The organism is Paenibacillus sp. FSL L8-0638, from assembly GCF_038593075.1.
GTDB lineage: Bacteria > Bacillota > Bacilli > Paenibacillales > Paenibacillaceae > Paenibacillus > Paenibacillus polymyxa_D.
On sequence record NZ_CP151960.1, the window covers coordinates 1,274,947 to 1,297,931 of the forward strand.

Genomic DNA, 22,985 nt, shown 5'->3' on the forward strand with positions numbered 1-22,985 from the left:
CGTTTGCGGGAAGAACTGCCTTCTTTTTTATTTTGTCCGTTGAATAGATTCTGCTTGTCCGGGCATTTTACTATCGGTATAGTATGAGTATCAGTACAAAAGTTTATCGCTAATATAGAATACAGATGGATCACTCATGGCTGGCTGATGAGGTGTGGTGATGAAAAAAATATATGAACATATCGAAATAGACAGAAAAAAAATGATTAACCTTTTTATGTTCCAATCCAGAGATACAGAAAGAGTCATTCCTATGCATTTTCACAGCAATATGGAGTTAATCTACTGTACAAGTGGAAGTCTAAAGGTGTGGCATGAAGGAAAAATAACTATTTTGATGGAAAAGGATGCGCTATTCATTAACAGCAATGTTCCGCATTCCACGCAGAGCATTACGGAGAACCAGGTCATAGTGTTGCAATTTCCAGACACTTTCTTTGCCAATGAACAAGTAATCATCCATTTAAACACGCAAGAGAAACAAGTTGAAGAACCTATAATCTCTAAATTAAGAGGATTGTTTATGGATATATATGATCTACATATTTCCAAAAGCAAATACGACTACATTTTAGAGCAAAGCCGAATTATTGAACTGAAATATTTGCTTGTCAATCATTTTAGTCAGACGACAGACATTCCACCGGAAGTATTCAGTGAAAAGCAACAAAAGATAAAGACAATCATGGACTTTATTAAAGAGCATTATACTGAAAATATTAGCTTGGCCAAAACGGCCCGTATCTGCGGTTATTCGGAGGCTTATTTGTCGCGAATGTTTCATAAATATACAGGCCAGACGTTTACCGAATACAAGCAAATTCTTTGTTTGGAGAAGGCGATCGATTTACTGGATTCAACTAATAAGTCACTTACAGAAATTTCTTACGAGGTCGGGTTTCCAAACGAGAAGTCTTTCAGAAAAGCTTTTAGAGAAGTTATGGGGAAAACACCTTATGAATATAAAAAATCAAGATTTGATCTGGATGTGTAATGCCACAAGCGTGCACAGTCTCCTTTCAGTAAAACGAAGGGGTTGTCCCTGAGTCATTTGATGACTTTAGGACAACCCCTTGATATTTACGCTATGTCAGAAGAGTTATTAGCTTAACGGTTATCAACCTTTTCTGGGTACATATCATGATTCATCATGCGGTGCTCCGCTATCTGTTCATACTTTGTTCCTGGCTTGCCGTAGTTGGTGTACGGGTCGATAGAGATGCCGCCGCGTGGCGTGAATTTGCCCCATACTTCAATGTATCGAGGGTCCATCAGCTTAATTAAGTCATTCATGATGATGTTGACGCAGTCTTCATGGAAATCGCCGTGGTTACGGAAGCTGAACAGGTACAGCTTAAGGGATTTGCTTTCTACCATTTTAATATCGGGAATGTAGCTGATATAGATGGTTGCAAAATCAGGTTGTCCTGTAATCGGACACAGGCTGGTGAACTCCGGGCAATTGAACTTAACAAAATAATCCCGATAGGGATGTTTATTATCAAAGCTTTCGAGAATGGCGGGATCATAGGCGAAAGTGTATTGTGTGCCTTGATTGCCAAGTAGGGTAACGTCGGTCATTTCTTCGGGTGTTCTTCCGGTCATATGGATAAGGCTCCTTAAAGTAAGTTGGTTTGGTAAAAGAGATAGGGAGTTATGGTGGTGGGAGGTCGCTCCGCGAATGATTTGAGTCTCCGCTTCGCTGCCGACCACCTTCATCACCATAAAGTCCTACTCGTTTACGTGTAGGTTGGGATAGAAGTGAGTAATGCTCTCCTTTGTGTATCACATACAGCGCATACGGAATATATTACATATAAGTGTTATACGCCGCGTTTGTTGCCCCATACGAGGGTGTGGAGCTGCGGGAGTACTCTTACATCGTTTAGTAGGGAATCGTCCATGACACGGTCGATAAGCCATTCATAACGATGGAGTAGAGACTCCGCTATCTGTCCGGTATTCTCCGTGTTTACATCTGGATTACCCGTCTGAAGGAACAGCGGTACGTGTGGATAGCGCTCGTGAACAGTGCGGGCATAGGCAAGATCGGTGTCATCGAAGATGACGACCTTCAAGCTGCAAGCTCCGGTATAGAGCCGCGCAGATTCATTAGCGGGTTCCTTCAAGTCTGTTGCGATTGCGACGTGGGACGTCGCTCGGGACTCATAAGCCATTTTCCGGTTCGACAGACGGGCGACAATATCATCCAGCACGTCCCAGTTGGTCGTCATACCAGAGCTGGGCGGTTTCGGGGATAGGGTTACCTCATCGATATCGTACAGCCATTCCTGCCAACGGGAGCCTTGTGTTTCGACAGCGGTGGCAATGCCTTGACTGCGCAGCAGGGTGATTAGCTCCCCAAGCTGCGGTAGCAGGGCAGGATTGCCTCCAGAAAGGGTCACATGCGAAAAGCGTTCGCCGCCGATGGCCTTCAGCTCCTGCCAAATGTCCGTGGCACTCAGACGACGGATCTGATCCTTGGCGCTGCCGTCCCAGGTAAAGGCGGAGTCGCACCACGAGCAATGGTAATCGCAGCCTGCGGTGCGTACAAACATCGTTTTACGACCAATGACCATACCTTCGCCCTGAACAGTGGGACCAAACACTTCCAGTACGGGAATAGGGGCTATTTTGATGCCTTGGGAGGCTGTCATGGGTTGGTGAGAAGTCACAGTATTACTCATCGAGCATCCACTCCCGTCGGAACTCGGCGTAGCTGGTAGGTGTCTCGAACAACCGTACAAACTCGGTACGTCCACCTTCGACACGGTTGCAGTATGCCTCCGAGGTCAAGGCTGTCTCCATTTGTTCAAAGATCCAGACGACCATATTTTCCGCCGTTGTATTCATTGGAGGAAGCGTCTCATTCAAGTAACGGTGGTCCAGAAAAGGCTCAATCCGCTCTTTCCAGATCGTTTTGATGTCACCAAAATCTAGTGTTAGACCCGTTTCGCCCGGTATGCCGCTTATGCCAAATACGACGATATAGGTATGTCCATGCAGATTTTTGCATTTGCCTTCGTAGCAGTGCAAATGATGTGCTGCATCGAATGTAAATTGTTTGCTGACGAGTACACGTTTGCGGTGATAACGCAGCTGGGAGTGCTCAATGTCTGTCCCAAACTGCTGGAGCTTGTCGACAATGCGAAAGGTACCTGGCTCACGCATGACCTTCAACTCCTTGGGATGAAGCTCCGCGTACCGCGAGATATTGCTCCAGTCCGGCACGGCGAAGTTTGCAAGCAGGGCATTCGCCACAGCCGTCGCCAATGATGCCGTTATAGCACGTTAGTGTACGTGTTCTTACAAATTCAAAAGCTTTCAGCTCATCCCCCATGTGCCAAGTTTCGGCCTTGTTCAACCACATAAGCGGGGTATGAATCACAAAGGGATAGTCCATCGAAAGATTCAGTGTGACATTCAGCGATTTGATAAAGGAATCCCGGCAATCAGGATAGCCGCTGAAATCCGTCTCACATACGCCTGTAATGATGTGGCGCGCTCCTTTTTGCTTGGCGAGAACTCCCGCGAAGCTCAGAAACAGTAGGTTGCGACCGTCTACAAAGGTGCTAGGCAGTTCGCCTTCCTGTTGAGTAATGTCAATGTCTGTGCGTGTGAGGGCATTAGGGGCTAGTTGATTAAGCAGGCTCATATCCAGTACCGTTTGCGGAACACCCAGTTCGCGGGCGATTCCAGCGGCTACTTCGATTTCCTGCTTGTGGCGTTGACCGTAATCGAACGTCACAGTTTCTACTTCAGCAAAATGTTTTTTTGCCCAAAATAAACAGGTTGTGCTGTCTTGGCCGCCGCTGAATACGACGACTGCTTTTTCGTTTGCAAACATAAAAAAACCTCTCGATCTTCTTGGAATGGTGCAAGACACAAGTCTTGTCACTTGGAAGAAGGAGAGTTCTTGAACCGACTTCAACAAAAAACAGGCCTTGCCCCGAGAAATCATTTTTCTTGCGGAGGACAAAGCATCGTTAGTTTTTTATAGAGGGAGTTCGCGAACCTCTCCCATGCATGACGCATGGATTTTCTTCATTAGTATCTGCCACGAGGACAGACGGCTTTAGCATTGTCATTATAGCATGGCAGGGCTATTTGATAAACACTCCACCAAATGGAATGACTTCCCTTAAAAATCGCTTGATCACGCCATCGTCGTTCATATCCTGTTGGAGCCGCCGATGATGCTCCCCGGCATGGAATAGTACGGTGCCCTGTCCGGTCATTTTAAAATGATAGTTCATATGCTGGCTGGCCAGATGGTTGCCGTACACGGTCAACTCCAGATGGGCGTTTTCGGGATAGGCAATGACGCTGCTCGCATCCACATATATCGGTTCTGTCGGATGAAGCTGTTCCTGACACACCAATCCCTGCGTCAAAAGACCGATTTGACCCACACCATCAAATTTCATTTTTATAACATCACGGCTAAACAACATGTTTTTCATGCTTAGCAGCTTAGTACGCATTTGAATACCGGAGCTGTACCAGAACAGGTTGCGAAAATCGTATAACAGATCATCGCTTCCTTCAAGCTTAATCATTTTTAGACTAAAGCCAGGTGGAAGTGCGGCAATTAGGCGACAAGCTCCTGTGAAATCGGCCTGAATCAGTTTGTGTTTGCGATACATGCCCTTAATATTCATCAGTTTATCACTGCGGCCTGAGCTGGGTCCGCGGTATGCGATGATTTGCTGCGGATGCAGAACGTGCAGCTTTTCTCCTTCCGCCAGATCGAGCGTTACGACCGAACCGACGCTTTCATCATGGTGTTGTCCTGCTTGTATGTCCATTCAGACCTTTCATCCTTTCAGACAGTTAGTATCTTCCCGAACGTCGACGCATCCCGTAACGCAACAGTCGGATACCCATAAAATAACCGGCCAGCAGAATTATAGCTGTGATGATGAGCATTTTATTTCGATGTGAAGCCTGATCGCGCTGGGTTTGAAGATTTTTTAATTCTGTGACTGTGTCAGTCAGCTTGCGGTTTTGCTCCAGCAATTGGGCGTTTTGCTCTTGATAGGCTTCTAAGCTGTTACGGGCCTTTTCCAGATCCTCCTGTGTTTGTCGATAGCTTTCCTTGAGCTGATATACATCACCAGGTAACCGCGAAAATTGCTCGAAGCCCTGATATACATCATCCCAATAAGCAGCATGTACTTCGGGTACACGAGTTATCCCAAAAATAAACAAAAGTGCTATAGCAGCGCAGACAATGCGGCGATACAAAGCAAAGCGACAAGTTGGTCGTGCCAAGAGATGTTCCCCCTTTTGATAAACCAAGATGTTAGATGATATAGATCATTACCCATATGACATGGTTACGTATAATATAACGATACGGATGCAGATTTTTGAAGAAACGGACGATAAATACGGAGAAAATGATCTCAAAAAAAGTCGATATATGAGTTTAAGTGTACCAAAAAACGGGTATATCAAGGAAGCGGCAACATTCCGGCATTTTTTCTAGCATACGAGTAAAGAATGATCCGCACCTGATCAGGTCTTAAATATGAATATATGAACTGAAATATATTAAAAATTAATATAGAAGGAGATTTTGCAAGATGAATGAGAAAGAACAAAACTATAAAACTTTAAAAATCACTGTAAATGGAAAGCCGTTATCAAAGGATCTCGTCGTAGATAGTACTACTTTTGCCCCTATATCTGATATTTGCACAAAAACGAATGTTTCTTTAACAGAAACTACAATCTCATAAGTTTAAGTATAGAAGTAGACTATAAAATAGCCCGGCATACGCCGGGCTATTTTTGCGCGTTCATGTAATTCAAATGGTTTAAAATGTTATTTACCAAACTAGGTCCCCCTTCATAAAGATTCCCATGTATAATTTTCACAATCAAACATACGTTCCCTGACAATATAGTGTCAGATAACACTGTTAATTTAGAGTTACATGTTCTTTTAGGGGGAATTTACCAGTGGTGAAGTCAATGCTCAATGTAACGTACACATGGGACAAAGAGTCTATATCTGCGAATGGGTCCAAACAAGTAAATCTACTGATAGAATGGGGCTATGGAGCTAAACGTAAAAGAAAAGGAAATCTAATACCGAAAGCAGCGGGATGTGACCTTCAACTCCAGTTCATTCCAGAAAACGGGGTAAGTCTATTAAAAGCTGAAGGGGTAAGGCTTGGTTTTAAACGCTCGGAAAACGGAGATAGCATGTTTGTTCACTGTGGTGATGTACGGCGGGGAAAATATAGACAGGCTATTTTGACGTTTTCTATACCGGCTCACTCGTCCGGAAGACATACGATTGGAATGATGGAGTGGAGCTGGCGCAAGCCATCGCAGGAAAAGCGAACGATGATCCGGACAGACCAGCTCTACATCCATTTTACGCATCATCTTGGTCTGCTGAGCATTCCATCCAACCTGAAGGTGGAAAAATACATAAAGCTGAATGAGACGTCCCCTATTGTAAAAAAGGCATTGCGTATGTACGAGAAAGGGGAATATGAGCAAGGGGCGTTCATCCTTACCAGACAAGCAGATGAATTACTTATACGTGCAGCAAGAAGCGATGATATGGACTACCTGCAGGAAGCCGAGTTGCTTCTGGCTATACGTAATAAATGGAGTGGTACTTTTGTATCATTTACAGCGTATAGTTCTAAAGTCTTTTTCAATAAGGCAATATCGCTAGAAGATGTTCGTTTTACTGAAAATGATACTTTGAGATAGGCAATTATGCTAGTTTATTTGTGTAATATAGTGAGTCTAATTTACTATCTTTTTGTAAAGGAGAGACTTCCTTGACTGATCGGTTGATACGTTTAATGCGGATTATTACTATTGTTCAGGCAAATCCAGGGATATTGGCAAGAGAGCTTGCCGAACGTTGTGAAACATCAGAACGTACCATATACCGAGATATGGAGGCGCTAAGCGCTATGCATATACCGATTGCGAATATGGGGCATGGCAAGGGGTACATTTTTATTAGCAATTTTGCTTTGTATCCTCTGAATTGGACGGAAGAAGAGGCAGAGGCTTTTACTAAGCTGGGAGAGATTATGGAAACGGTAAAGCCTCTTTTACCGCCAGCTTTTGAAAGTGCTTATGAGAAAGTGATGGCCTCTAGTCAGAAAAAAAAGATGGACCAGACGAGCTTCGCGCAGGAAATGAAAAATATTGTCCGGCTCGGCTCGACACTTGATCGGGAAAACCAGCCCTATCTGCTCAGGCTGATTGTTTTAGCGAGTCTTACGCAGCAGACTATTGAAGCGGAATACAGCTCACCTCAAAATGAAGATGTATCACTCGTTCAGGTGGATCCTTATTGTTTGGTTCCGCAGGATCGGCGATTCTATATGCTTGGTTTTTGTCACAAGCAATCCGCGATGAGAACCTTTCGGATCAGCCGATTTCGGAACATGAGAATTTTGCCGTATACGTTTCAAAAAAATACAACTGAAATGGAAATGTTTTTTAAAGGGACCTGGTCGGTGACCAAAGGAAATCAGAATATCCGGTTTGTGGTACGTTTTTCTGCCGAGTCTGTATATCGGGTCAAAGAAGAGGAGCTGTTCATCAAGCCTTTTCTTAAGGATTTGCCGGATGGAAGTTTGTTGTTTGAGGTGACGGTCAATCATGACCGTGAATTTTTGGATTGGCTCACTTCCTATGGAGCTGAGGCCGAGATCCTGGAGCCTTTACGGTACCGCAAACGAATGCAAGAAATGCTGCGGACCTGGGGGGCATTCTATTTCGATAAAAAGGCAGGAAATTAAGAATAACAGGGGGAGATCCCCCGGAACGGGCCGGGGAGCTATCCGCTTAACGGTCCTTAAACAGGTTGGCGAGATTGCCAAAAGGACTGTACTGTTCCTGCTCTTCTTCTGGTGAGGAGTAGACGAGCTTCGATCCACGGCTTTCCTCATCGTCAGCAGCATTATGAACTAATGTAATACGATCAAAATGGTACATGAAAACCTGAGCGGTGTTCACGGCATCATCCAGTGCCCGGTGTTGTTGACCGTCAAAGTCAATGTTGCACAATTCCAGCGCCTGAGACAGGCTCAACTGACGGTACTTTCCATTGGAACCAAGCAGACGGGAAATCTGCTTCTGTATATCATTTGTATTATGAATCCATCCGAGATCTACATGATGGGTACGACAATGGGATACCAGCTTCTGACGGTCATCCGGGCCCCATGCGCATAAATAATAAGGGGAATCCGTACCGAGCCAGGCTATGAACTCCTTCACAGCTTCAGGGAATAGTGGAGCGGCATCAATGTCTCGTTGAGTAATACCTGTGAACTGAACGGTATCTGTCGAGAGTACAGGTCGATTCGAAGGTCTTACAAAACTGTGAAACGTATCCGCAACGTATAGGCCATCGTTTCCCTGAACAACTTTGACGGCACCGATATCAATGATTTCGGAGGAATATCTGGCGTTACGGCTAACGGTAAATTCAAGATCGTAAATAATGTATTGCATTTCTGGACTCCTTCCACACATATAACTGATCCCGATGGATATCGGGACGAATGTTCTCTGCCCGAATGACTCTTCTCCATCATACCTCTCGGTTCACAACTTGTCAGCGGTTAAAAGGTTTGCTTTTAAAAAAAATATGCGATGTCCAAATGAGCTTGGACTATCGCATATCTAAAAACGCCTGACCTATAGCAGCGTCCGAAACCACTAGGATTCCGGACGCTGCTTTTGCTAGCTATCGAATTAGGCCGGGAGATCTAACTTTTGTCCCGGATAAATACGGTGAGGATTCTTCAACTTATTCAACTGTTGAAGCTGTTGCCAGGTGGTACCATGTTTGCGGGAAATGTCATACAGCGTATCCCCGGATTTCACAACATATACATGGCTATTTGTAACTTGTGCAGAATCGGATGTCTGCTGTGGCTTGGCTGTTTGAGACTTTGCCGGTGCAGGTTTTGCGGGCGCTGGTTTCGCAGCCGGTGTAGAGACGGATTGCGGCTTTTCCTGCACAGGTGCGGGTGTTGCGGTTGAAGCAGATGGCGCAGCTTGTGTGGCAGGGACAGAAGTTTTACCATCAGTCTTGGCTTCTTGAATGCGACCGTCTGCTTGTACTTGCAGGCTAGCGGAGCCCACCTTTTGCATGTAGCGGATTAACGCTTCGTCAAGCGAGCCGAACATACCTGCCTGTGGATATTTAGCGAACATCGTATATTGGTCACCACCTACGGCAGTAAAATCATTGGTGGCCAGTGTATATGTTGCCTCAGGATCAAGCGCCTTGCCGCCGATCAGAATGGAATGAACACGGCTCTCTTTGGCTGCTGATGTGTCTATTTTAAACGAGATACCTGATACCTGCGGGAAACCTCCGCTTGGCTCTGGATAGGAGGCTGTACCATTTTCCAGTGCGGCCTGAATGTCAGAGCCTTTCACCTTCAAGGTAACGATCTGGTTGCCGAAAGGTAGCACAGTGATGACGTCTCCCTTGGTTACCGTTCCCGTCTTGATGGAAGCCCGGATGCCGCCACCGTTCGTTAAAGCCACATCTGCTCCCGAAACGTCACGCATAGCATCGGTGAGCAGGTCACCGAGATTGGTTTCACTTGCACGTACCTTTTCGCGTGCTCCTTCCAGATCCACACTCGTTTGCGTTACAACCTCTTTTAGAATAGGTTCCTGGTCCTTTTGAATGGAGGCGATCAATGCAGCAATTTCAGCGTTGGGCTGAACGTCCACTGCTTGAGTCGAATTAATCAGCTTGGCTTGCTTTTGCGTAACCTTACCGCCGTCAACCCATAAGTCCACAACACCCAGATACTTGGTGTATTCACCTGCGCTAGCGATCAATGTACCATTGTCACTAACCAAGCCTTTTTCCAGTACAGTATGGCTGTGTCCATCGATGAAAATATCAATGCCAGGCACTTCCTTAACAACCTTGAGGCTGGTGTCCTTACTAGACGCATCTTGCCCCAGGTGACCAAGAACAACAACGACATCTACTTTGCTGCGGATTTCATCAACAGCCGCTTTGGCCTCAGCCGCAGGATCGGTGAATTGAATACCCTCAACATTTTTAGGATTAGTCTTATATGCTGTTTCTGGCGTAGTCAGACCGATAATACCGATTTTAACGCCGTCCACTTCTTTAATAACGTAGGGTTTGAACAAACGTGTTCCGTCTGTTTGTTTAATATTGGCGCTGAGCACAGGGAACTGAATTTCCTTACTTAGCTCGACAAGATGCTTCCAACCATAATTAAACTCGTGGTTACCCGGAACCATAGCATCATAGCGTAGCTTGTTAATCACTTTCACGATACTCTCACCGTTAACCAAAGTAGCGAAAGTCGTTCCGTGAACGGTATCCCCGTCATCAAGCAGCAATGTATTGGGATTGGAAGCTCGGTACTGATCAATGATGCCCGCCAGCTTGGCGAATCCCATTTCCTTGTCGTTCGCGACCACGTGGGCATGGGTATCGTTCGTATGTAGGATGGTGATGTGTTTACCGCTGACTGGAGTCGTTGCCGTTCCCGCTGTTCCCACATGGGTTGCTGGGTCTGCTGCTGCTGTACCGAGACACCCAAGTAAAAGCGCGACAGTCGTCAGGATCGACGAGAGTTTTTTCCATGAGTTCATGTTGTTCCTTCAACCTCCCATAAAATGAATGAATTAGAGAAACCGCTTACGACCACATTTTATCAGATGATTGTAAAAATAACTTCTATTTTATATCAAAGCACTAAAACTTTTTTGATATATCGGTTGTTAAATCCATCGTCTAGTTACCTATATTATAGGAAGTAATAAACAGTAGCTTATAGAATAGGAACTAACGTTCTGATTTATTGTCAAAAAAAAGGGCAGTCTCTTTGGGCAGCCCGATCCGGGGTAAATAGTGATCCAACGTTTCGTCAGCTAGTGGCGGTTTTCCTTCACTCAGCAAAAGCACGGCAAAACGATTGGCCTGTTGTTCAAATTTTCCTGGGGAAAAGTAGGAATGCTCCTCCATAAAAAAGCGGCTAATGCCTTTATGCAGTCGGTCATGTCCCAATTCATGCGCACAGACGAACCGTTCCCATTCGGGTGTGAGGCCATTGTGGATAACGATAAATCTTCTACGTAGCTTGTGGTAATACAGCCCTTTGGTTGTGGGGCCTAGATCGCAGTATCGGATATGGATACCCAGGGCTTTCGCAATATCGAAGGGGCAGTTGGTACGGTATTTTCGGACAAGTTTGTGAATGAGTTCGTTCATACGCTCACCTGCTATCCCTGATCTTTGCCCGCTTGGGGCTCTTTGGGCTTTTTATGTTTGTTCATCTGTTTGGCTTCCCAGAACAGACCTGTCAGAACGTCCTTGATCCGTTGACGATCTTTTTCATCCAGCGGAATGCCATCGAACATTAATTCGTCGTCTTCCTCCAGCATTTTTTTAAAATCCCGGCGGTCTTTGGAGGTTGCCCATTCCGGTACAGTAGAAGGATAAAGTTCATGTGGACTTTGCTCTATTGAATCATCGTCTCCCCAATATCCGGCGGCCTTCATCATTTCGGTATAGGATACGCTAAGCGCGTCCGCTATTTTGCGGAGAGTGGAGGGTTTGGGAATTCCGCGCAGTCCATTTTCAATGCGGGAAATTTGTGAATTGCTAATACCTGCGGCGTCTGCCAATTGGTTGATGCTCAAGTGTTTGTGCTCGCGCTGCTGCTTTAAGTAAGTTCCGAATGCTGGCTGTTCCACAATGGGGGCTCCTTTCTGCAAGAGAATCATAGATATTGGTTTTATTATACCATTAGGTAAATAGTAAAAGCACGTAATATGCCAAAAGGCATAGGAAAATAAAGCGAATATCCTGTTTTTGGAGCTATACTGCTTTTTTTGAGGATGGATACCTATCCTAAATAATGTTATGTTATACTCAAGATGCGAACAAAAGGGGAACAAATTGTAAACATAAGCGTTTTTATATTTAAAAATACATCATTGTCAAAAGGCATAAGATAAGGAGTGTTGCTTTACATGAGAAATAACTTACCCGAATTGGACCGTCGCAAAACGCAGAATGCATTGGAGGGTGTGTTTGAGAAATACCGGATTTATAAAACGATTACTTTTATGGATCGGGAGAGCTTTATTACTGCTGGCTATACGGATCGCCCGAGCGGCCCAACGAATGTGACAAGCGATCCAACGGCCCGGACAGCCGTATATAACGTAGATGCTCCTGCCGCCCGCTTGGCCTACTGCGAAATGGTGGATGCCGTAGTGAGCCGCTTGAATGAACGCGAACAGCTGCTTATCCGTGAACGTTATTTAAAGGATGACGATGTGTTCGATTACAAGGTTTACAATTATGTGTTAGACCCGCCAGTCAGCAAGGATACGTATACGAAGCTTCGCACGCGTGCTTTTTACAAAATGGCGCTTGCACTGGCGGACCAAGGCGTTTTAAATTTGGCAGGCTTGCAGAAGGGCGCGGATCGAAAATTGGGTTGATGTAATAATTATCCACTTGTTCTCATTTCTATTTTAAAATGGTTTCCTAAAAGGCTTTGATTTCCTGTAATAACAGGGGTCAAGGTCTTTTTTTGCGATACGAACATGTGTTCTCAAAAAACCTCCCAACATCATCCCTAGTCTCTGCTTTTATCGTCCATTTCCCCGGCAACGCATTCGTTATTAGGGTGTAAGATTATATCATCGGGAATCAAGACAAGAGGACATACCGAAGACACACACAGTCAAACGTTAGCCGGCCATTAGGGCCGGTTTTTTCATGCGGTGATCGTCTCTGTCGGTTCCCGAGAATTCGTTGAATAGAAAGGAGGAGTCGTGTTGCCTAAGCAAGGGATGCTGCAATGCATGAGTATGGGGCTGCGCCGGATGAGAACACGGAAGTGGAAAAAAGCCTGGCTGAATAGCCACAACATGCGAACGCAGGGTACGCAAAGGTGGCATGCCGCAGAATGAGACAAGCCTTTAAGCAAAAGCTCATTGAAATTATTCCAGCGCTGCAAGGGCGTGTATACGATGTTCAGCCACCGTCGCAGACGGCAGAGGAGCCGTATGCTGTTATGGCACTGGGCGAGGAAATCTGGAAGTCTTCCTGGGCCGGCTATCGGCAGGTTGTCCGCATCATGCTGTACGCAGGACAAGCCGGGCTGGCGCAGGCTGACGTATGGGCGAATGCCCTGATTGCCGGGCTGCACCGGGAACCCGTGGCAGGTGCAGGTGAGGATACATCGGCTTTTACCGCGCACTATTTGGGCGTGCGGGATGCAGAAAAGCTGGACACCGTTACGGGCAAGGCCTATAGAACGCTTCGTTTTGGCGTGTATGTGCCTGAGACGGAAGGTGGTTTGGCCGTTCCAGCAAGCGGTGCTACACAGCCGGAAGAGTGGCTGGCCGCGCTGGTCCGCTGGACGCAGAAGCAACTGGGCGAAACGTGGTCGGTATACGCCGACGCATGGCCCGCACAGCCGGGGCGGCAAGCGGTACTATGGCGGATGAGCGGCTGCGAAACTAGGATGGCGGGAGCCTCCATGTATGAGCTGCGCAAACGGTTCATCGGGCATATTACCGCCCCGGACACCACCGAGGAAAACCGCGCAGCTTCCGCACTGATCGAGGGCTTTGCCGCTCAAATCCAGCTTCCTCTGGATCAGGACAAGGGCCGTTATATGTCTACAGCTGAAGCTTCAGCCGATTTGCAGGCAGATGCCATTTTAGATGGTCAGCTTCGGCTGATGTTAGTACAGCGGCGTATGCGTCCGGCTGAGGAAGCGGCGTTGATTCGCAGAGTGGAAATTCATCCTATTTTGAAATGAGGTGGTCCGAGTGACCTTGGAAAACCATGAGAAGGCCCCGGTATATGCCGGGCAAGAAGCAAGTGGCCCTCGCTATACGCTGGAGGAGCTAAAAGAGCACGCAGAACCATTGTTTTCCGTGAAAGAAGAAGTGCTGGCAGGCGCCTTTTTTGGCACACAGGACAAGCTGTTTACGGTAGCAGAAGCACACACTAAAATCGAACAATTTATGAAAGCGAAGGTGGACTAATTATGACAGGCGGAACATGGGAAAACACGAATAAACCGGTATTGCCGGGTTTGTATATGAATTTTCAGGCAGCAGCAGCTTCAGCAATTCAAGGTGGGTCGCGTGGTACGGTCGTTGTGCCCGTTAAGGCGAATTGGGGCCCTGTACGTGAGTTTGTAGAGATCGGCAGTGAAACGGCAATCAGTCAAATCTTTTCGGGTGACAGTCTGGACGGTGCGACCGCGTATTCGACGCTGTATCTGGCTTTGCTGGGCGGTCCGAAAAAGTTGTTAGCCTACCGTTTGGCAGATGATACAGCTGCTGAAGCATCTGTGACGTTGAAAAGCGGCGGTGCGACCCCGGCGGATGTGCTGCGTCTGAAGGCTTTGTACACAGGTAGCCGCGGTAATGGTTTCGCTGTAACTGTACAGCCAACTTTGGGTGATGAGCAAGCTCGTGAGGTACGCCTCTATGAAGGAACCAAGCTGCTCGGCACGTACAAAGGCAGTGACGGTACGGCTGCCTCTATCGCCAAGGCGATGAACGAGAACAGCGAAAATGTATGGGTGAAGGCCGAAGTTGTCGGCGACGGCGGCATTCCGGTGGATGTCAGCGGCGTACATCTTACTGGCGGCAACAGTGGCAATAGCAAGCTGGTTAATGCCGATTATATCGCGATGCAGGAGGCACTTGAAGGACAGGAATTTAATGTCTTGGCTCTGGATTATGCAGCTGATCTGGCATTGCTGCAAAGCTTCGCTGCCTGGATCAAGCGTGTCCGGGGCGAAGGTAAAGGCGTAATCGCTGTATTCGGCGGTTCTGCGGCAGATGATGTGTCCAAAACAGCCGTCAGCTTGGCCTCTGCACGCTCCCTGGCGTTGAATCATGAAGGCATCGTGAACGTGGGTACGGGCGTACGTCTGGCAGGTACGGACTACAGTTCCGCCCAAACGGCTGCTTATGTAGCTGGACTGATTGCAGGCCAACGTCTGAATCAATCGGCGACGTATGCGGTTACGCCTTTTGAGGATGTAACCCGCCGCTGGACACGTTCCGAGCAGGAGCAGGCTGTCCGTAATGGTGTCTTCCTGCTGTTCTTCGACGGACGTCAGGTCAAAGCGCTGCGTGGGATTAACAGCTTGGTGAACCCGTCTGCTGGGCAAAACAACGCATGGAAGAAAATCCGTTCCATCCGCGTTATGGACGCTATTAACGCTGACTTGCAGCGTGCAGCCGAAGAGACATACATCGGCAAAATCAACAATACGGTGGAAGGCCGTCTGGCACTTATCGGTGCAATCAAAGAATACCTGGCACAGCTGTCGCTGAGCAACGTCATCGAAGCAGACGGCTACGATGTCATTCTCGACCCGGCTTACTACGGCGATGCGCCAGTCATCAAACCGGAGCCGGACCAAGTGTTCCTGCAATGGAACGTGAAGCTCACCGATGTGATGGAGCAGTTGTTCGGCACATTTTACGTGCAATAAATAAGCATTTTACGTGTATAAGCATTTTGCAGGCAATCGGCAGAAATGAAGTAGCTTGTTAACAACGAGGATTTTATGAAATCCCGAACTATATTATGGATTATTTTGAGGAGGAAAAAGAATGTTGGATGCTTCAAGAGTCATTTTAGGTACGTTTGGTCAGGCATATATTGATGGGGTATGGCAGACACATATTAACAAGCTGGAAGCTAGCGTGGAAATTGATAAAAGAGAATTGAATTTGGTTGGTAACACCTGGAAAGTCCATAAAAATGGAGCTAAAAAAGGTACTGGAACGATGAGTGGTTACAAAGTAACTTCTGATATGATCCGTCGCGGTTTTGAAAAATTCGATATTATTTCCAAGCTAGACGATCCCGAATCTTTTGGACATGAACGTGTTCGTTTGATTCGCTGCATGCCAGATAAGATTCAGTTGGCTAACTGGACTGCGGGAGAAGAAGTACCAGAAGAAACGACCTTCACTTTCGAAGGTTATGAACTGCTTGATCCTATCGTTGCTGAGTAATCTATTGATCATGATGGGCCTGGAGTAATTCTGGGCCTAATTTTCAGAATTTTATTAGGAGGATATAACATGAGCTTGCCTGAAAATATGTCAGAAGAACAAATTTTAGATAGTCTTTTTGAAGCTGCAGACAAATTACCTGAGGAAACTGTTCGAATTCAACGCCTGGATATGCTTCTCACACTTCGTGGTTTGACGTCCAACAAAGTAGATAGCATCCGTGAACGGTGCACAATTCGTAAAACCATTAAAGGCCGTGTGGATGAAAAAGTAGATACAGAAACATTTAATGCATTGCTTATCTCTGAAGCTACGGCTGGTCTTGAGGTAAAAGGTCTGCAAATTAATGGATGGGGTGATCCGCGAATTACTAGCCGGCTTAAATTGTCCGGTGGTGAACAGGCTGTGCGCCGTATGCTTCTGGCAGGGGAACTGGATGCGGTAGGTGACAAAGTTCTGGAACTGTCCGGCTTCGGTGTGGAAATTGATGATCTAAAAAACTGATTCGCTCCGGCGGAATGACGACTGTGCTGTATCATCTGTGGATACGGCATCATCTCCGTCCCGGAGAGTTTTGGTCCTTAAACAGAGGGGAAAAATCCATGTTAATCGCTTTTGCAGAAGAGGAACTGGACGCATTGTCAAAACAAATACAGCAATAATAGATATGCAAGGAGGTGAGTAGATGGCAGGATCAAGTAACTATAGAGTTAATATTGTTACAGATGTAGAGGATTTAATCATTACAAACCGGGAACTTAAAGCGACAAGTCGCTATATTGAGCAGATACAAAGGCTTTCTGATCGCTTAGGTCGTACCCGTTATCAGAGTTTGATTAAGCTAAATACGGAGCTTAAGTATATGCATAGGCATCTAGGTAATATTTACAGCCTAGCTATTCGTCTTAGTAGGCTACGAATTAGGCCAAAAGTCTTTCTAATTGATAAGGCGACTCCAGTGCTCGAAGCTCTTATCAAAAAGCTAAAAAGTCTTAAGGATGCCTATATTGTTGCACGTGCTAAAACGGGCATTGATCAAGACGGTACAAATAAGAAGAGAGCTAAGGGCGGCAACACGGGGAATAATTTAAATGTTTCCAATATTGTGAATAAGTCTATCAGTGTTACTGCAAATATAGAAATAAAAGATCCTAAATTTGACTTTAACTTTAATTATGATATCAAGGTAAAACCACCAAGATTGAATATTAGAGTTGCAGCACCAAAATATGCGCCTAAGATCAATGTAAAAACAGGTCCTATTCAAGTTTCTCCAAAAATTAAGGTGATCTGTGATTGTTGCTGTGGGAAAAAAGGAAACAATAAGAAAAGTATTGCTGAACAAGATGGACCTGATGGTAAAAGCAAAAACAAAAATAAGAACAACAAAAAAAATCCTGGAAAGAAACAAGGACTTCCTAAGCTGTGGGAAACGGTAAAACGTATTTTTACCCCAAAGCCTGGCTCTAAGCCTCATAAGCCGGGAGTTCCAGGAGGACCGAATGGGAATAAGGGGACACTTGGAAGAATCTTCGATTTCGGTAAAAAAATACTTGGTGAAAATCCAGGAAATTTGCTTAAAAAGATAGGCAAGGGAGCAATGAAGGGGGGCAAGAAGCTGCTTGGCCCAATTAGCATAGTATTAGATATTGTAGACATTGCTACAGCGTCGCCGGAAGAACGTCCGGCTGCTATTACATCAGCGCTTTTAGGAAGTGGCTTTATTACTGCTGGCGCAGCTATTGGTACAGCGATTGCTCCAGGTATAGGTACTGTAATTGGTGGTCTTATTGGTGCAATTGTAGGCGCTGTAGTAGATAGTTTAGCAGGTGAATGGTTAGCTCAAAAGTTTTCTGAAATGAGTGATTGGGCCGGAGAAAAGGCTACTTCTGCAATGGACTGGGTTGGAGAAAAAGCTATTGGTGCAAAGGATTGGATTGGCGAGAAAGCAAGTGTTGCGAAGGATTGGGTTGGTGAAAAAGCTTCCCAAGCTACAGATTGGATGAGTAATAAAGCATCTGATGTCAGTAATTGGTTTTCTAGTCAAACAGAAAGTTTGAAAAGTGACTTCTCCAATTTGTTTGGTTACTCAAATAAACCTGAAAATTCACAACCTGCTGTTTCTGTAATTAAGGCCTCACAATCTTATAATCCCGCTTCGACTGTACCTGGGGCTTCATTAGCTCTGTCAAGATTTCCTTCGATTGATCCGGGACTGCCATTACCATCTTTTATCCAGGATGCCCAAAACCGTTCCAAAGCACTTCAGGGTATGGGGTCAGGCGGCTCACAGATTCCTGCGGTAAATGGAGGAAAACCTGCTCCGCAGCTCGTGCAAATAACGGATGAGCAAATGAGCAGTTTTTCAGGCTTTCTCAAGGATTTCAAGACAGAAACGAACAACCAAATCAGTGTAACGTTGCCTCCAGGGGCAGTACAGGTAACGGTTCAGGAAGATTCAATTGATTTTGATACGATGGCACTTCAAGTAGGGTACCGAATCGTCAATGAAGTCCGGCAGGCAATTATTAATAAAAAGGGAGGAGGAGATAGCAGCTCTCTTAAAAAAGGTAAAGCCGTACCAATTTAATGTAAATCTATCACAGTAGAAAGGAGGGAGGCTATGGGTATAGACTTTTTTCTGATTAATGGTAGAAGTGTGTTTCAATTCCCAGTTAATCCTGAAGAGGTGAATATTTCACGGCAAAAGGGGTATGAAACAGTTACGATGCTTACACACGGAGAATTTGATTTTCCACAAGGAGAAAAGGTGAAAGAAATCACCTTTTCTTCTTTTTTTCCCAAGGTGTACGATGCATCCTATTGTCGTTATAAAAATATCCCAGATCCTAACGAAGCGATGAACAGGTTAAATGCAATGTTAAAAGCAGAGAAGCCGTACCAATTTATTATTACGAATACACTAATTAATGTTCCTGTTTTTATCATTGCTCATAATACGACCTTTCGTGGAGGCGAGGCAGGAGATATATATTTTGAAATTACTTTGCGTACATGGAGGGAACCTAAAATAGTGTTGCGAAAAGGGAATTCTCCTCAAAAAGTAAACTCTAGTAACCTTCCACGCACGAATCTTAAAACTAAATCTAAGACGTACACTGTCAAAACTGGGGATTCGCTTTCTAAAATTGCAAAGTTGGAGTTGGGGGACAGTTCCAAATGGAAAAGTATATATCAAGTGAATTCGAAGATCATAGGCAACAATCCGAATAGGATTAAAGCGGGTCAAAAGCTGGTGATGCCATGAGTTACCAAGTAATACTTCAAGATCGATATGATCTTACCTCCCTAGTTGAGAAAATAACTTTAAAAGATGCTCTTAATCAAATTGCATATCAGGCCAGCATACGTGTAGTTGCTTCAAATGTTATGCCCACGATTACTCCGGGAATGTCTATTCGTGTCAGTGGAATTCCATTTGGAAAAAATGTAAAGGTACCACTTCTCCACCCTGCTGTTGTATGGGAAGTAGAGAGCTCTAACAGCGGTACAAAACGTTTCTCTCTGGTGGTATATGATCGGACGATTTATCTGGATAAATCCGAGGATGAATATTTATTTCCCAAAGGACAGACAGCTACGCAGCGGTTGCGCCAATACGCGAAGGATTGGGAGTTTCAGATCACCTCAATACCTGATACGAAAGTGCGATTAGGAAAAGGTATTTATCGTGCCCAGACCCTATATTCCATGATGCTTGCTGATTTGAAAGAGACAGCAAAATTGGGCGGAGATTTGTACCAGTTACGCATGACAAGTGCTGGATTGGAGCTATTTAAAATCGGTAGCAATCCTTCCCCCTATGTGTTAGACCGATTTATTGATCTTACGCAGTTGCGGACACTTGAGGGAGCCGTAACTAAGGTCAAAGTAATGACAGCTAATGAGAACGTAGGAAGCGGACAAGAGGTACCGTCTAAGGTGCTGGCTGTAGCAGAAGGGGATACTAAAGCGCTAGGTACTTTGCAAAAACTGGTGGAAGATGATCAAGTGAAAGCAGCTGGCGGAGCCAGTAAGCTTGCTAAAAGTCATCTAACTGGAATCCAGGAAACTTTTACAGTTAATTTACCAGATATTAATACCATACGTGCCGGTGAAGCTGTGATGTTACAAGGATTAAAGCTGATTGTTACTTCAGTCAGTCGGGATTTGGGGAATCCGGGGAATATGACTTTAGAGCTCGCTTCCTTCGATATGGTTAAAAGGAGGTATTTTCTTGAGTAAAGATCCCTATGGTGCATTTGTAAGTGTAATGCAGTCGTCTATGGCGGGACACACTCGGCAAGCGTTGAGTGGAGTAGGCGCGGTACTAGGCACGATCACCTCCACGGGACTCAAGCTGGACGATTTTAAACATGAGCTTCAGGATTATCTGGTAGCCGAGCTGCCGGGACTGCTATCTGTACCACGCCATATGTACAAAGGTACCTCAACCGCAGTGGAATCGGAGAATTGGGAAGGCAAAGAGCTGAAAACTTCCTTTTATATCGGGGAAGACGAGCTGGAGGATGTGAATCTCAGTTTGAACGAAGGACTCAAGCCTGGAGATCGTGTACTGGCGGTTCGGGTGAATAGCGGCAATGATGTGGTGGTCGTGTGCAAGGTGGTGAGTGGACGTGGCTAATTTATTTCCCGAAACAGATGATATGATCTGGACAGACACGGATATGACCGACCCGGATGTACTGGAGGATAACCGTGCGGTATTTGGGCGAAGCTGGCGGTTTGATTTTGAAGCTGGCGAGTTTGTAATGAGCCCTAGCCGTAAAATCGTGACTACAGGCGAGAAAGAAGCCTGGGTACAATGGTGTGAAAAAGCGATTCGCACTCCTCGCTACCGGCATGTGATCTATTCGCCTGACTATGGGAGTGAGCTGGAGGAGCTGATTGGCAGCAGCTATGGGCACGGTGTGCAGGAAAGTGAAATTAAACGTATGGTCACAGAGGCGTTATTAGCAGATGCACGTACGGCTAGTGTGGATCAATTCACGTTTCGCTGGGAAGATGAGGCATGCCATTTTAGCTGCCAGATTACGAACGTGCGAGATGAAACGGAAATTGTGGAAAGTGTGGTGATCTAATGGCAGACTTGCCGGAATATTTGGTAGACCAGACGGAAGAGGAAATTTTAAATCGGATGCTGGAAAAAGTGGCTTCGGACATGGATAAGTCCGAGGGCTCTTTTATTTGGGATGCACAGGCGCCGGTAGCGTTTATGCTATCCGAAGCGGCAATCTGGGCGCAGGAGCTACTACGACGTGGCTTTGCCAGCACGGCAGCCAGCGATAATCCGGATTTTCGCTCGCCGGAGCTGGATTTGCGAACAGCAGAGCACGGGGTGACACGGCGAGAAGCGGTTGCCGCTTCAGGTATGGTCACGTTCACGGGCATAGCGGGAACGACTGTCCCGGCGGGAACGTTGGTGGCGACCCCGGCAGATGATGTATCCGGGGAAGCTTCCATTGAATATGCGACCACGGCATCGGTCACGCTGGATGAACAAGGTGCCGGGGAAGCGGCTATTCGGGCGGTCAATCCCGGGCGTAGTGGCAATGTGCCTGCGGGTGTCATCCAAGTGATGGCAACCCCGGTTAGCGGTGTTTCCTCTGTGATCAATACGGAGGAAACCAAAAGCGGCACAGACGTTGAGAGCGACCAGCTGTTGCTGGAGCGTTTTTATGCCAAGGTGCGGAACCAGGGCACCAGTGGCAACAAGGCGCAGTATACTCAGTGGGCGAATGAGATTGCTGGAGTGGGTGGCGTGGAAGTAGTTCCGCTCTGGAAAGGACCGGGAACAGTGGGGTTATATGTGCTGGATACGGACAAACGAGCAGCCAGCCCAGATATCGTCGCTGCGGTGCAGAAGTACATTGATCCGACGCAGGATGGACAAGGAGAAGGATTGGCGCCAGCGGGTCCAGTAGTTACGATCATGCCAGCGGCAGAAGTGGAGATTAACATCTCAGTCAAGGTACAGCGTACCAAAGAGAAGCCGTCCACTCTGGATGAAATCAAAAAGCTCATCGAGAGCGGTGTGCGGACGTATTTGAAGCAGCTTGCCTTTTACAAGGAAGACCCGTTGGTACGGTATACCCGGATTTCTGCTGTTTTGCTCGATATTCCGATTATTATTGATTTCTCTGAACTGAAAATCAATGGACAGAGCAATCAGAATATTGAGATTGGATCAGGTCAGGTAGCAGTGCTGGGGACGGTGAGCGTCAGTGAGTAACGATGAAACAAACAGTTTTGAAGATTTATTGAATAACACAGACCAGGGAAAACGCGCAAACCGTAGTGGCACTTTTGCTAACAGGGTAGCAATAGCGGGAGATACAGTGGATCAAATGAGCAGCGAGCGGGGACGCGAACTGCTTTCCTATTTGCCCGCCTATTATGAAACCTCACGTGTGATGCGTTCCGATATGGATGCTAAAGGAAGCGAATTGGATGCTTTGTATCTTGCAATGGATGCAACGGTGGGACAGTTTTTCGTGCGTACCGCCACATGGGGGTTGGAACGCTGGGAAATGGAGCTAGGGATTGAAACCGATCTGGCGAAGCCATTGGACCAACGGCGTGCCGTGGTGGAATCGAAGCTGCGAGGGGCAGGAACTTTTTCCGGCCGGCTTGTCAAAAATGTAGCAGAGGCGTATGACGGAGGTACGGTAGATGTTATTTTTCACCCTGCCGAATGGGGATTTACGGTCAAATTTATAGATACCATCGGGATTCCGCCCAACGTGGAGGATCTTAAAGCAGCCATTGAGGAGATCAAGCCCGCTCACATGGCAGTGGAATACAAATTACGCTACCTGACCATTGCTGAAGTTGAGTCTATGACCCTCTATGAAAATGAACATACAACACAGGATAGATATTTAGGAGGTGGCGCATAA

Annotated in this window: 30 protein-coding genes and 1 riboswitch; of the genes, 20 read left to right on the forward strand and 10 right to left on the reverse strand. The window is 46.2% G+C overall.

Translation table 11 applies throughout. The features are described from left to right. Positions 1 to 160: 160 nt before the first annotated feature. On the forward strand, positions 161 to 994 hold the full coding sequence (locus MKY35_RS05690) for an AraC family transcriptional regulator (RefSeq protein ID WP_029516146.1): 834 nt from the start codon (positions 161 to 163) through the stop codon (positions 992 to 994). A gap of 113 nt (positions 995 to 1,107) precedes the next feature. Here MKY35_RS05690 and queF read toward each other — a convergent pair whose 3' ends face one another. The 6 genes from queF to MKY35_RS05720 all read right to left on the reverse strand — a co-directional run bounded on the left by queF (position 1,108) and on the right by MKY35_RS05720 (position 5,274). Continuing rightward, positions 1,108 to 1,605, reverse strand: coding sequence for a preQ(1) synthase (gene queF / locus MKY35_RS05695; protein ID WP_029516147.1), 498 nt, complete (start codon positions 1,603 to 1,605; stop codon positions 1,108 to 1,110). Positions 1,606 to 1,823: 218 nt separating this feature from the next. Beyond that, the gene (queE, locus tag MKY35_RS05700) at positions 1,824 to 2,687 is read right to left on the reverse strand and encodes a 7-carboxy-7-deazaguanine synthase QueE (protein WP_342445847.1); all 864 of its coding nucleotides are present in this window, start codon (positions 2,685 to 2,687) and stop codon (positions 1,824 to 1,826) included. Then, on the reverse strand, positions 2,680 to 3,171 hold the full coding sequence (queD, locus tag MKY35_RS05705; RefSeq protein WP_342445848.1) for a 6-carboxytetrahydropterin synthase QueD: 492 nt from the start codon (positions 3,169 to 3,171) through the stop codon (positions 2,680 to 2,682). The genes queE and queD overlap by 8 nt, the downstream gene beginning before the upstream one ends. Further along, positions 3,164 to 3,847 carry a 7-cyano-7-deazaguanine synthase QueC gene (gene queC / locus MKY35_RS05710; RefSeq protein WP_342445849.1) on the reverse strand — a complete coding sequence of 228 codons (684 nt, stop codon included), beginning with the start codon at positions 3,845 to 3,847 and terminating at the stop codon, positions 3,164 to 3,166. The genes queD and queC overlap by 8 nt, the downstream gene beginning before the upstream one ends. A 133-nt stretch (positions 3,848 to 3,980) precedes the next feature. Beyond that, positions 3,981 to 4,024: riboswitch (PreQ1 riboswitch) on the reverse strand. Between the two features lie 79 nt (positions 4,025 to 4,103). Then, positions 4,104 to 4,808, reverse strand: a complete 705-nt coding sequence (locus MKY35_RS05715) for an AIM24 family protein (RefSeq protein WP_069011542.1) — start codon at positions 4,806 to 4,808, stop codon at positions 4,104 to 4,106. 25 nt (positions 4,809 to 4,833) lie between these two features. Next, on the reverse strand, positions 4,834 to 5,274 hold the full coding sequence (locus MKY35_RS05720; protein ID WP_342445850.1) for a hypothetical protein: 441 nt from the start codon (positions 5,272 to 5,274) through the stop codon (positions 4,834 to 4,836). 28 nt (positions 5,275 to 5,302) lie between these two features. Here MKY35_RS05720 and MKY35_RS05725 point away from each other — a divergent pair, with 28 nt between their 5' ends. The 4 genes from MKY35_RS05725 to MKY35_RS05740 all read left to right on the forward strand — a co-directional run bounded on the left by MKY35_RS05725 (position 5,303) and on the right by MKY35_RS05740 (position 7,784). Further along, complete coding sequence (locus MKY35_RS05725) at positions 5,303 to 5,491, forward strand: hypothetical protein (RefSeq protein WP_069011544.1); 189 nt, start codon at positions 5,303 to 5,305, stop codon at positions 5,489 to 5,491. Positions 5,492 to 5,588: 97 nt separating this feature from the next. Next, a complete protein-coding gene (locus MKY35_RS05730) occupies positions 5,589 to 5,744 on the forward strand; it encodes a hypothetical protein (protein WP_165144572.1) in 156 nt (51 codons plus the stop codon). 223 nt (positions 5,745 to 5,967) lie between these two features. Then, entirely contained in the window at positions 5,968 to 6,735 is a 768-nt protein-coding gene (locus tag MKY35_RS05735) for a hypothetical protein (protein ID WP_342445851.1), read from the forward strand. 71 nt (positions 6,736 to 6,806) lie between these two features. Then, complete coding sequence (locus MKY35_RS05740) at positions 6,807 to 7,784, forward strand: WYL domain-containing protein (protein WP_341038963.1); 978 nt, start codon at positions 6,807 to 6,809, stop codon at positions 7,782 to 7,784. A gap of 46 nt (positions 7,785 to 7,830) precedes the next feature. Here the strand turns inward: MKY35_RS05740 and MKY35_RS05745 are convergent, their stop codons facing one another. The 4 genes from MKY35_RS05745 to MKY35_RS05760 form a co-directional block, all read right to left on the reverse strand. Further along, on the reverse strand, positions 7,831 to 8,502 hold the full coding sequence (locus MKY35_RS05745) for a 3'-5' exonuclease (RefSeq protein WP_342445852.1): 672 nt from the start codon (positions 8,500 to 8,502) through the stop codon (positions 7,831 to 7,833). Between the two features lie 243 nt (positions 8,503 to 8,745). Further along, positions 8,746 to 10,647: a 5'-nucleotidase C-terminal domain-containing protein gene (locus MKY35_RS05750; RefSeq protein ID WP_342445853.1), complete on the reverse strand. Its 1,902-nt coding sequence runs from the start codon at positions 10,645 to 10,647 to the stop codon at positions 8,746 to 8,748. Between the two features lie 193 nt (positions 10,648 to 10,840). Then, the gene (locus MKY35_RS05755) at positions 10,841 to 11,266 is read right to left on the reverse strand and encodes an ImmA/IrrE family metallo-endopeptidase (protein WP_342445854.1); all 426 of its coding nucleotides are present in this window, start codon (positions 11,264 to 11,266) and stop codon (positions 10,841 to 10,843) included. An 11-nt stretch (positions 11,267 to 11,277) separates the two neighbouring features. Beyond that, positions 11,278 to 11,751, reverse strand: a complete 474-nt coding sequence (locus MKY35_RS05760) for a helix-turn-helix domain-containing protein (protein ID WP_342445855.1) — start codon at positions 11,749 to 11,751, stop codon at positions 11,278 to 11,280. Positions 11,752 to 12,030: 279 nt separating this feature from the next. On the opposite strand from MKY35_RS05760, the gene MKY35_RS05765 reads away from it, so the two are divergent. The 15 genes from MKY35_RS05765 to MKY35_RS05835 all read left to right on the forward strand — a co-directional run bounded on the left by MKY35_RS05765 (position 12,031) and on the right by MKY35_RS05835 (position 22,985). Next, positions 12,031 to 12,507, forward strand: a complete 477-nt coding sequence (locus tag MKY35_RS05765) for an ArpU family phage packaging/lysis transcriptional regulator (protein WP_029516157.1) — start codon at positions 12,031 to 12,033, stop codon at positions 12,505 to 12,507. Between the two features lie 339 nt (positions 12,508 to 12,846). Next, the gene (locus MKY35_RS05770) at positions 12,847 to 12,981 is read left to right on the forward strand and encodes a hypothetical protein (protein WP_268988490.1); all 135 of its coding nucleotides are present in this window, start codon (positions 12,847 to 12,849) and stop codon (positions 12,979 to 12,981) included. Next, complete coding sequence (locus tag MKY35_RS05775; RefSeq protein ID WP_342445856.1) at positions 12,978 to 13,838, forward strand: hypothetical protein; 861 nt, start codon at positions 12,978 to 12,980, stop codon at positions 13,836 to 13,838. Before MKY35_RS05770 ends, MKY35_RS05775 begins: the two co-directional genes overlap by 4 nt. A gap of 10 nt (positions 13,839 to 13,848) precedes the next feature. Continuing rightward, positions 13,849 to 14,067: a hypothetical protein gene (locus MKY35_RS05780; protein WP_069011550.1), complete on the forward strand. Its 219-nt coding sequence runs from the start codon at positions 13,849 to 13,851 to the stop codon at positions 14,065 to 14,067. A gap of 2 nt (positions 14,068 to 14,069) precedes the next feature. Beyond that, a complete protein-coding gene (locus MKY35_RS05785; protein ID WP_342445857.1) occupies positions 14,070 to 15,536 on the forward strand; it encodes a phage tail sheath family protein in 1,467 nt (488 codons plus the stop codon). Between the two features lie 121 nt (positions 15,537 to 15,657). Beyond that, positions 15,658 to 16,065 (forward strand): phage tail tube protein, encoded by a 408-nt coding sequence (locus MKY35_RS05790; RefSeq protein WP_025678602.1) that lies wholly within the window; start codon positions 15,658 to 15,660, stop codon positions 16,063 to 16,065. A gap of 69 nt (positions 16,066 to 16,134) precedes the next feature. Further along, positions 16,135 to 16,569, forward strand: coding sequence for a hypothetical protein (locus MKY35_RS05795; RefSeq protein WP_025678604.1), 435 nt, complete (start codon positions 16,135 to 16,137; stop codon positions 16,567 to 16,569). 14 nt (positions 16,570 to 16,583) lie between these two features. Next, a complete protein-coding gene (locus MKY35_RS05800) occupies positions 16,584 to 16,727 on the forward strand; it encodes a hypothetical protein (protein WP_342446718.1) in 144 nt (47 codons plus the stop codon). A 23-nt stretch (positions 16,728 to 16,750) separates the two neighbouring features. Further along, positions 16,751 to 18,655, forward strand: coding sequence for a hypothetical protein (locus MKY35_RS05805; protein ID WP_342445858.1), 1,905 nt, complete (start codon positions 16,751 to 16,753; stop codon positions 18,653 to 18,655). A 39-nt stretch (positions 18,656 to 18,694) separates the two neighbouring features. Beyond that, positions 18,695 to 19,333, forward strand: a complete 639-nt coding sequence (locus tag MKY35_RS05810) for a LysM peptidoglycan-binding domain-containing protein (protein ID WP_071644234.1) — start codon at positions 18,695 to 18,697, stop codon at positions 19,331 to 19,333. Next, positions 19,330 to 20,310, forward strand: a complete 981-nt coding sequence (locus MKY35_RS05815) for a phage portal protein (protein ID WP_342445859.1) — start codon at positions 19,330 to 19,332, stop codon at positions 20,308 to 20,310. Before MKY35_RS05810 ends, MKY35_RS05815 begins: the two co-directional genes overlap by 4 nt. Continuing rightward, a complete protein-coding gene (locus MKY35_RS05820) occupies positions 20,303 to 20,710 on the forward strand; it encodes a hypothetical protein (RefSeq protein WP_165176500.1) in 408 nt (135 codons plus the stop codon). The genes MKY35_RS05815 and MKY35_RS05820 overlap by 8 nt, the downstream gene beginning before the upstream one ends. Continuing rightward, complete coding sequence (locus MKY35_RS05825) at positions 20,703 to 21,167, forward strand: DUF2634 domain-containing protein (protein WP_342445860.1); 465 nt, start codon at positions 20,703 to 20,705, stop codon at positions 21,165 to 21,167. Before MKY35_RS05820 ends, MKY35_RS05825 begins: the two co-directional genes overlap by 8 nt. Next, complete coding sequence (locus MKY35_RS05830; protein WP_342445861.1) at positions 21,167 to 22,318, forward strand: baseplate J/gp47 family protein; 1,152 nt, start codon at positions 21,167 to 21,169, stop codon at positions 22,316 to 22,318. Before MKY35_RS05825 ends, MKY35_RS05830 begins: the two co-directional genes overlap by 1 nt. Continuing rightward, positions 22,311 to 22,985, forward strand: a complete 675-nt coding sequence (locus MKY35_RS05835; RefSeq protein ID WP_342445862.1) for a YmfQ family protein — start codon at positions 22,311 to 22,313, stop codon at positions 22,983 to 22,985. The genes MKY35_RS05830 and MKY35_RS05835 overlap by 8 nt, the downstream gene beginning before the upstream one ends.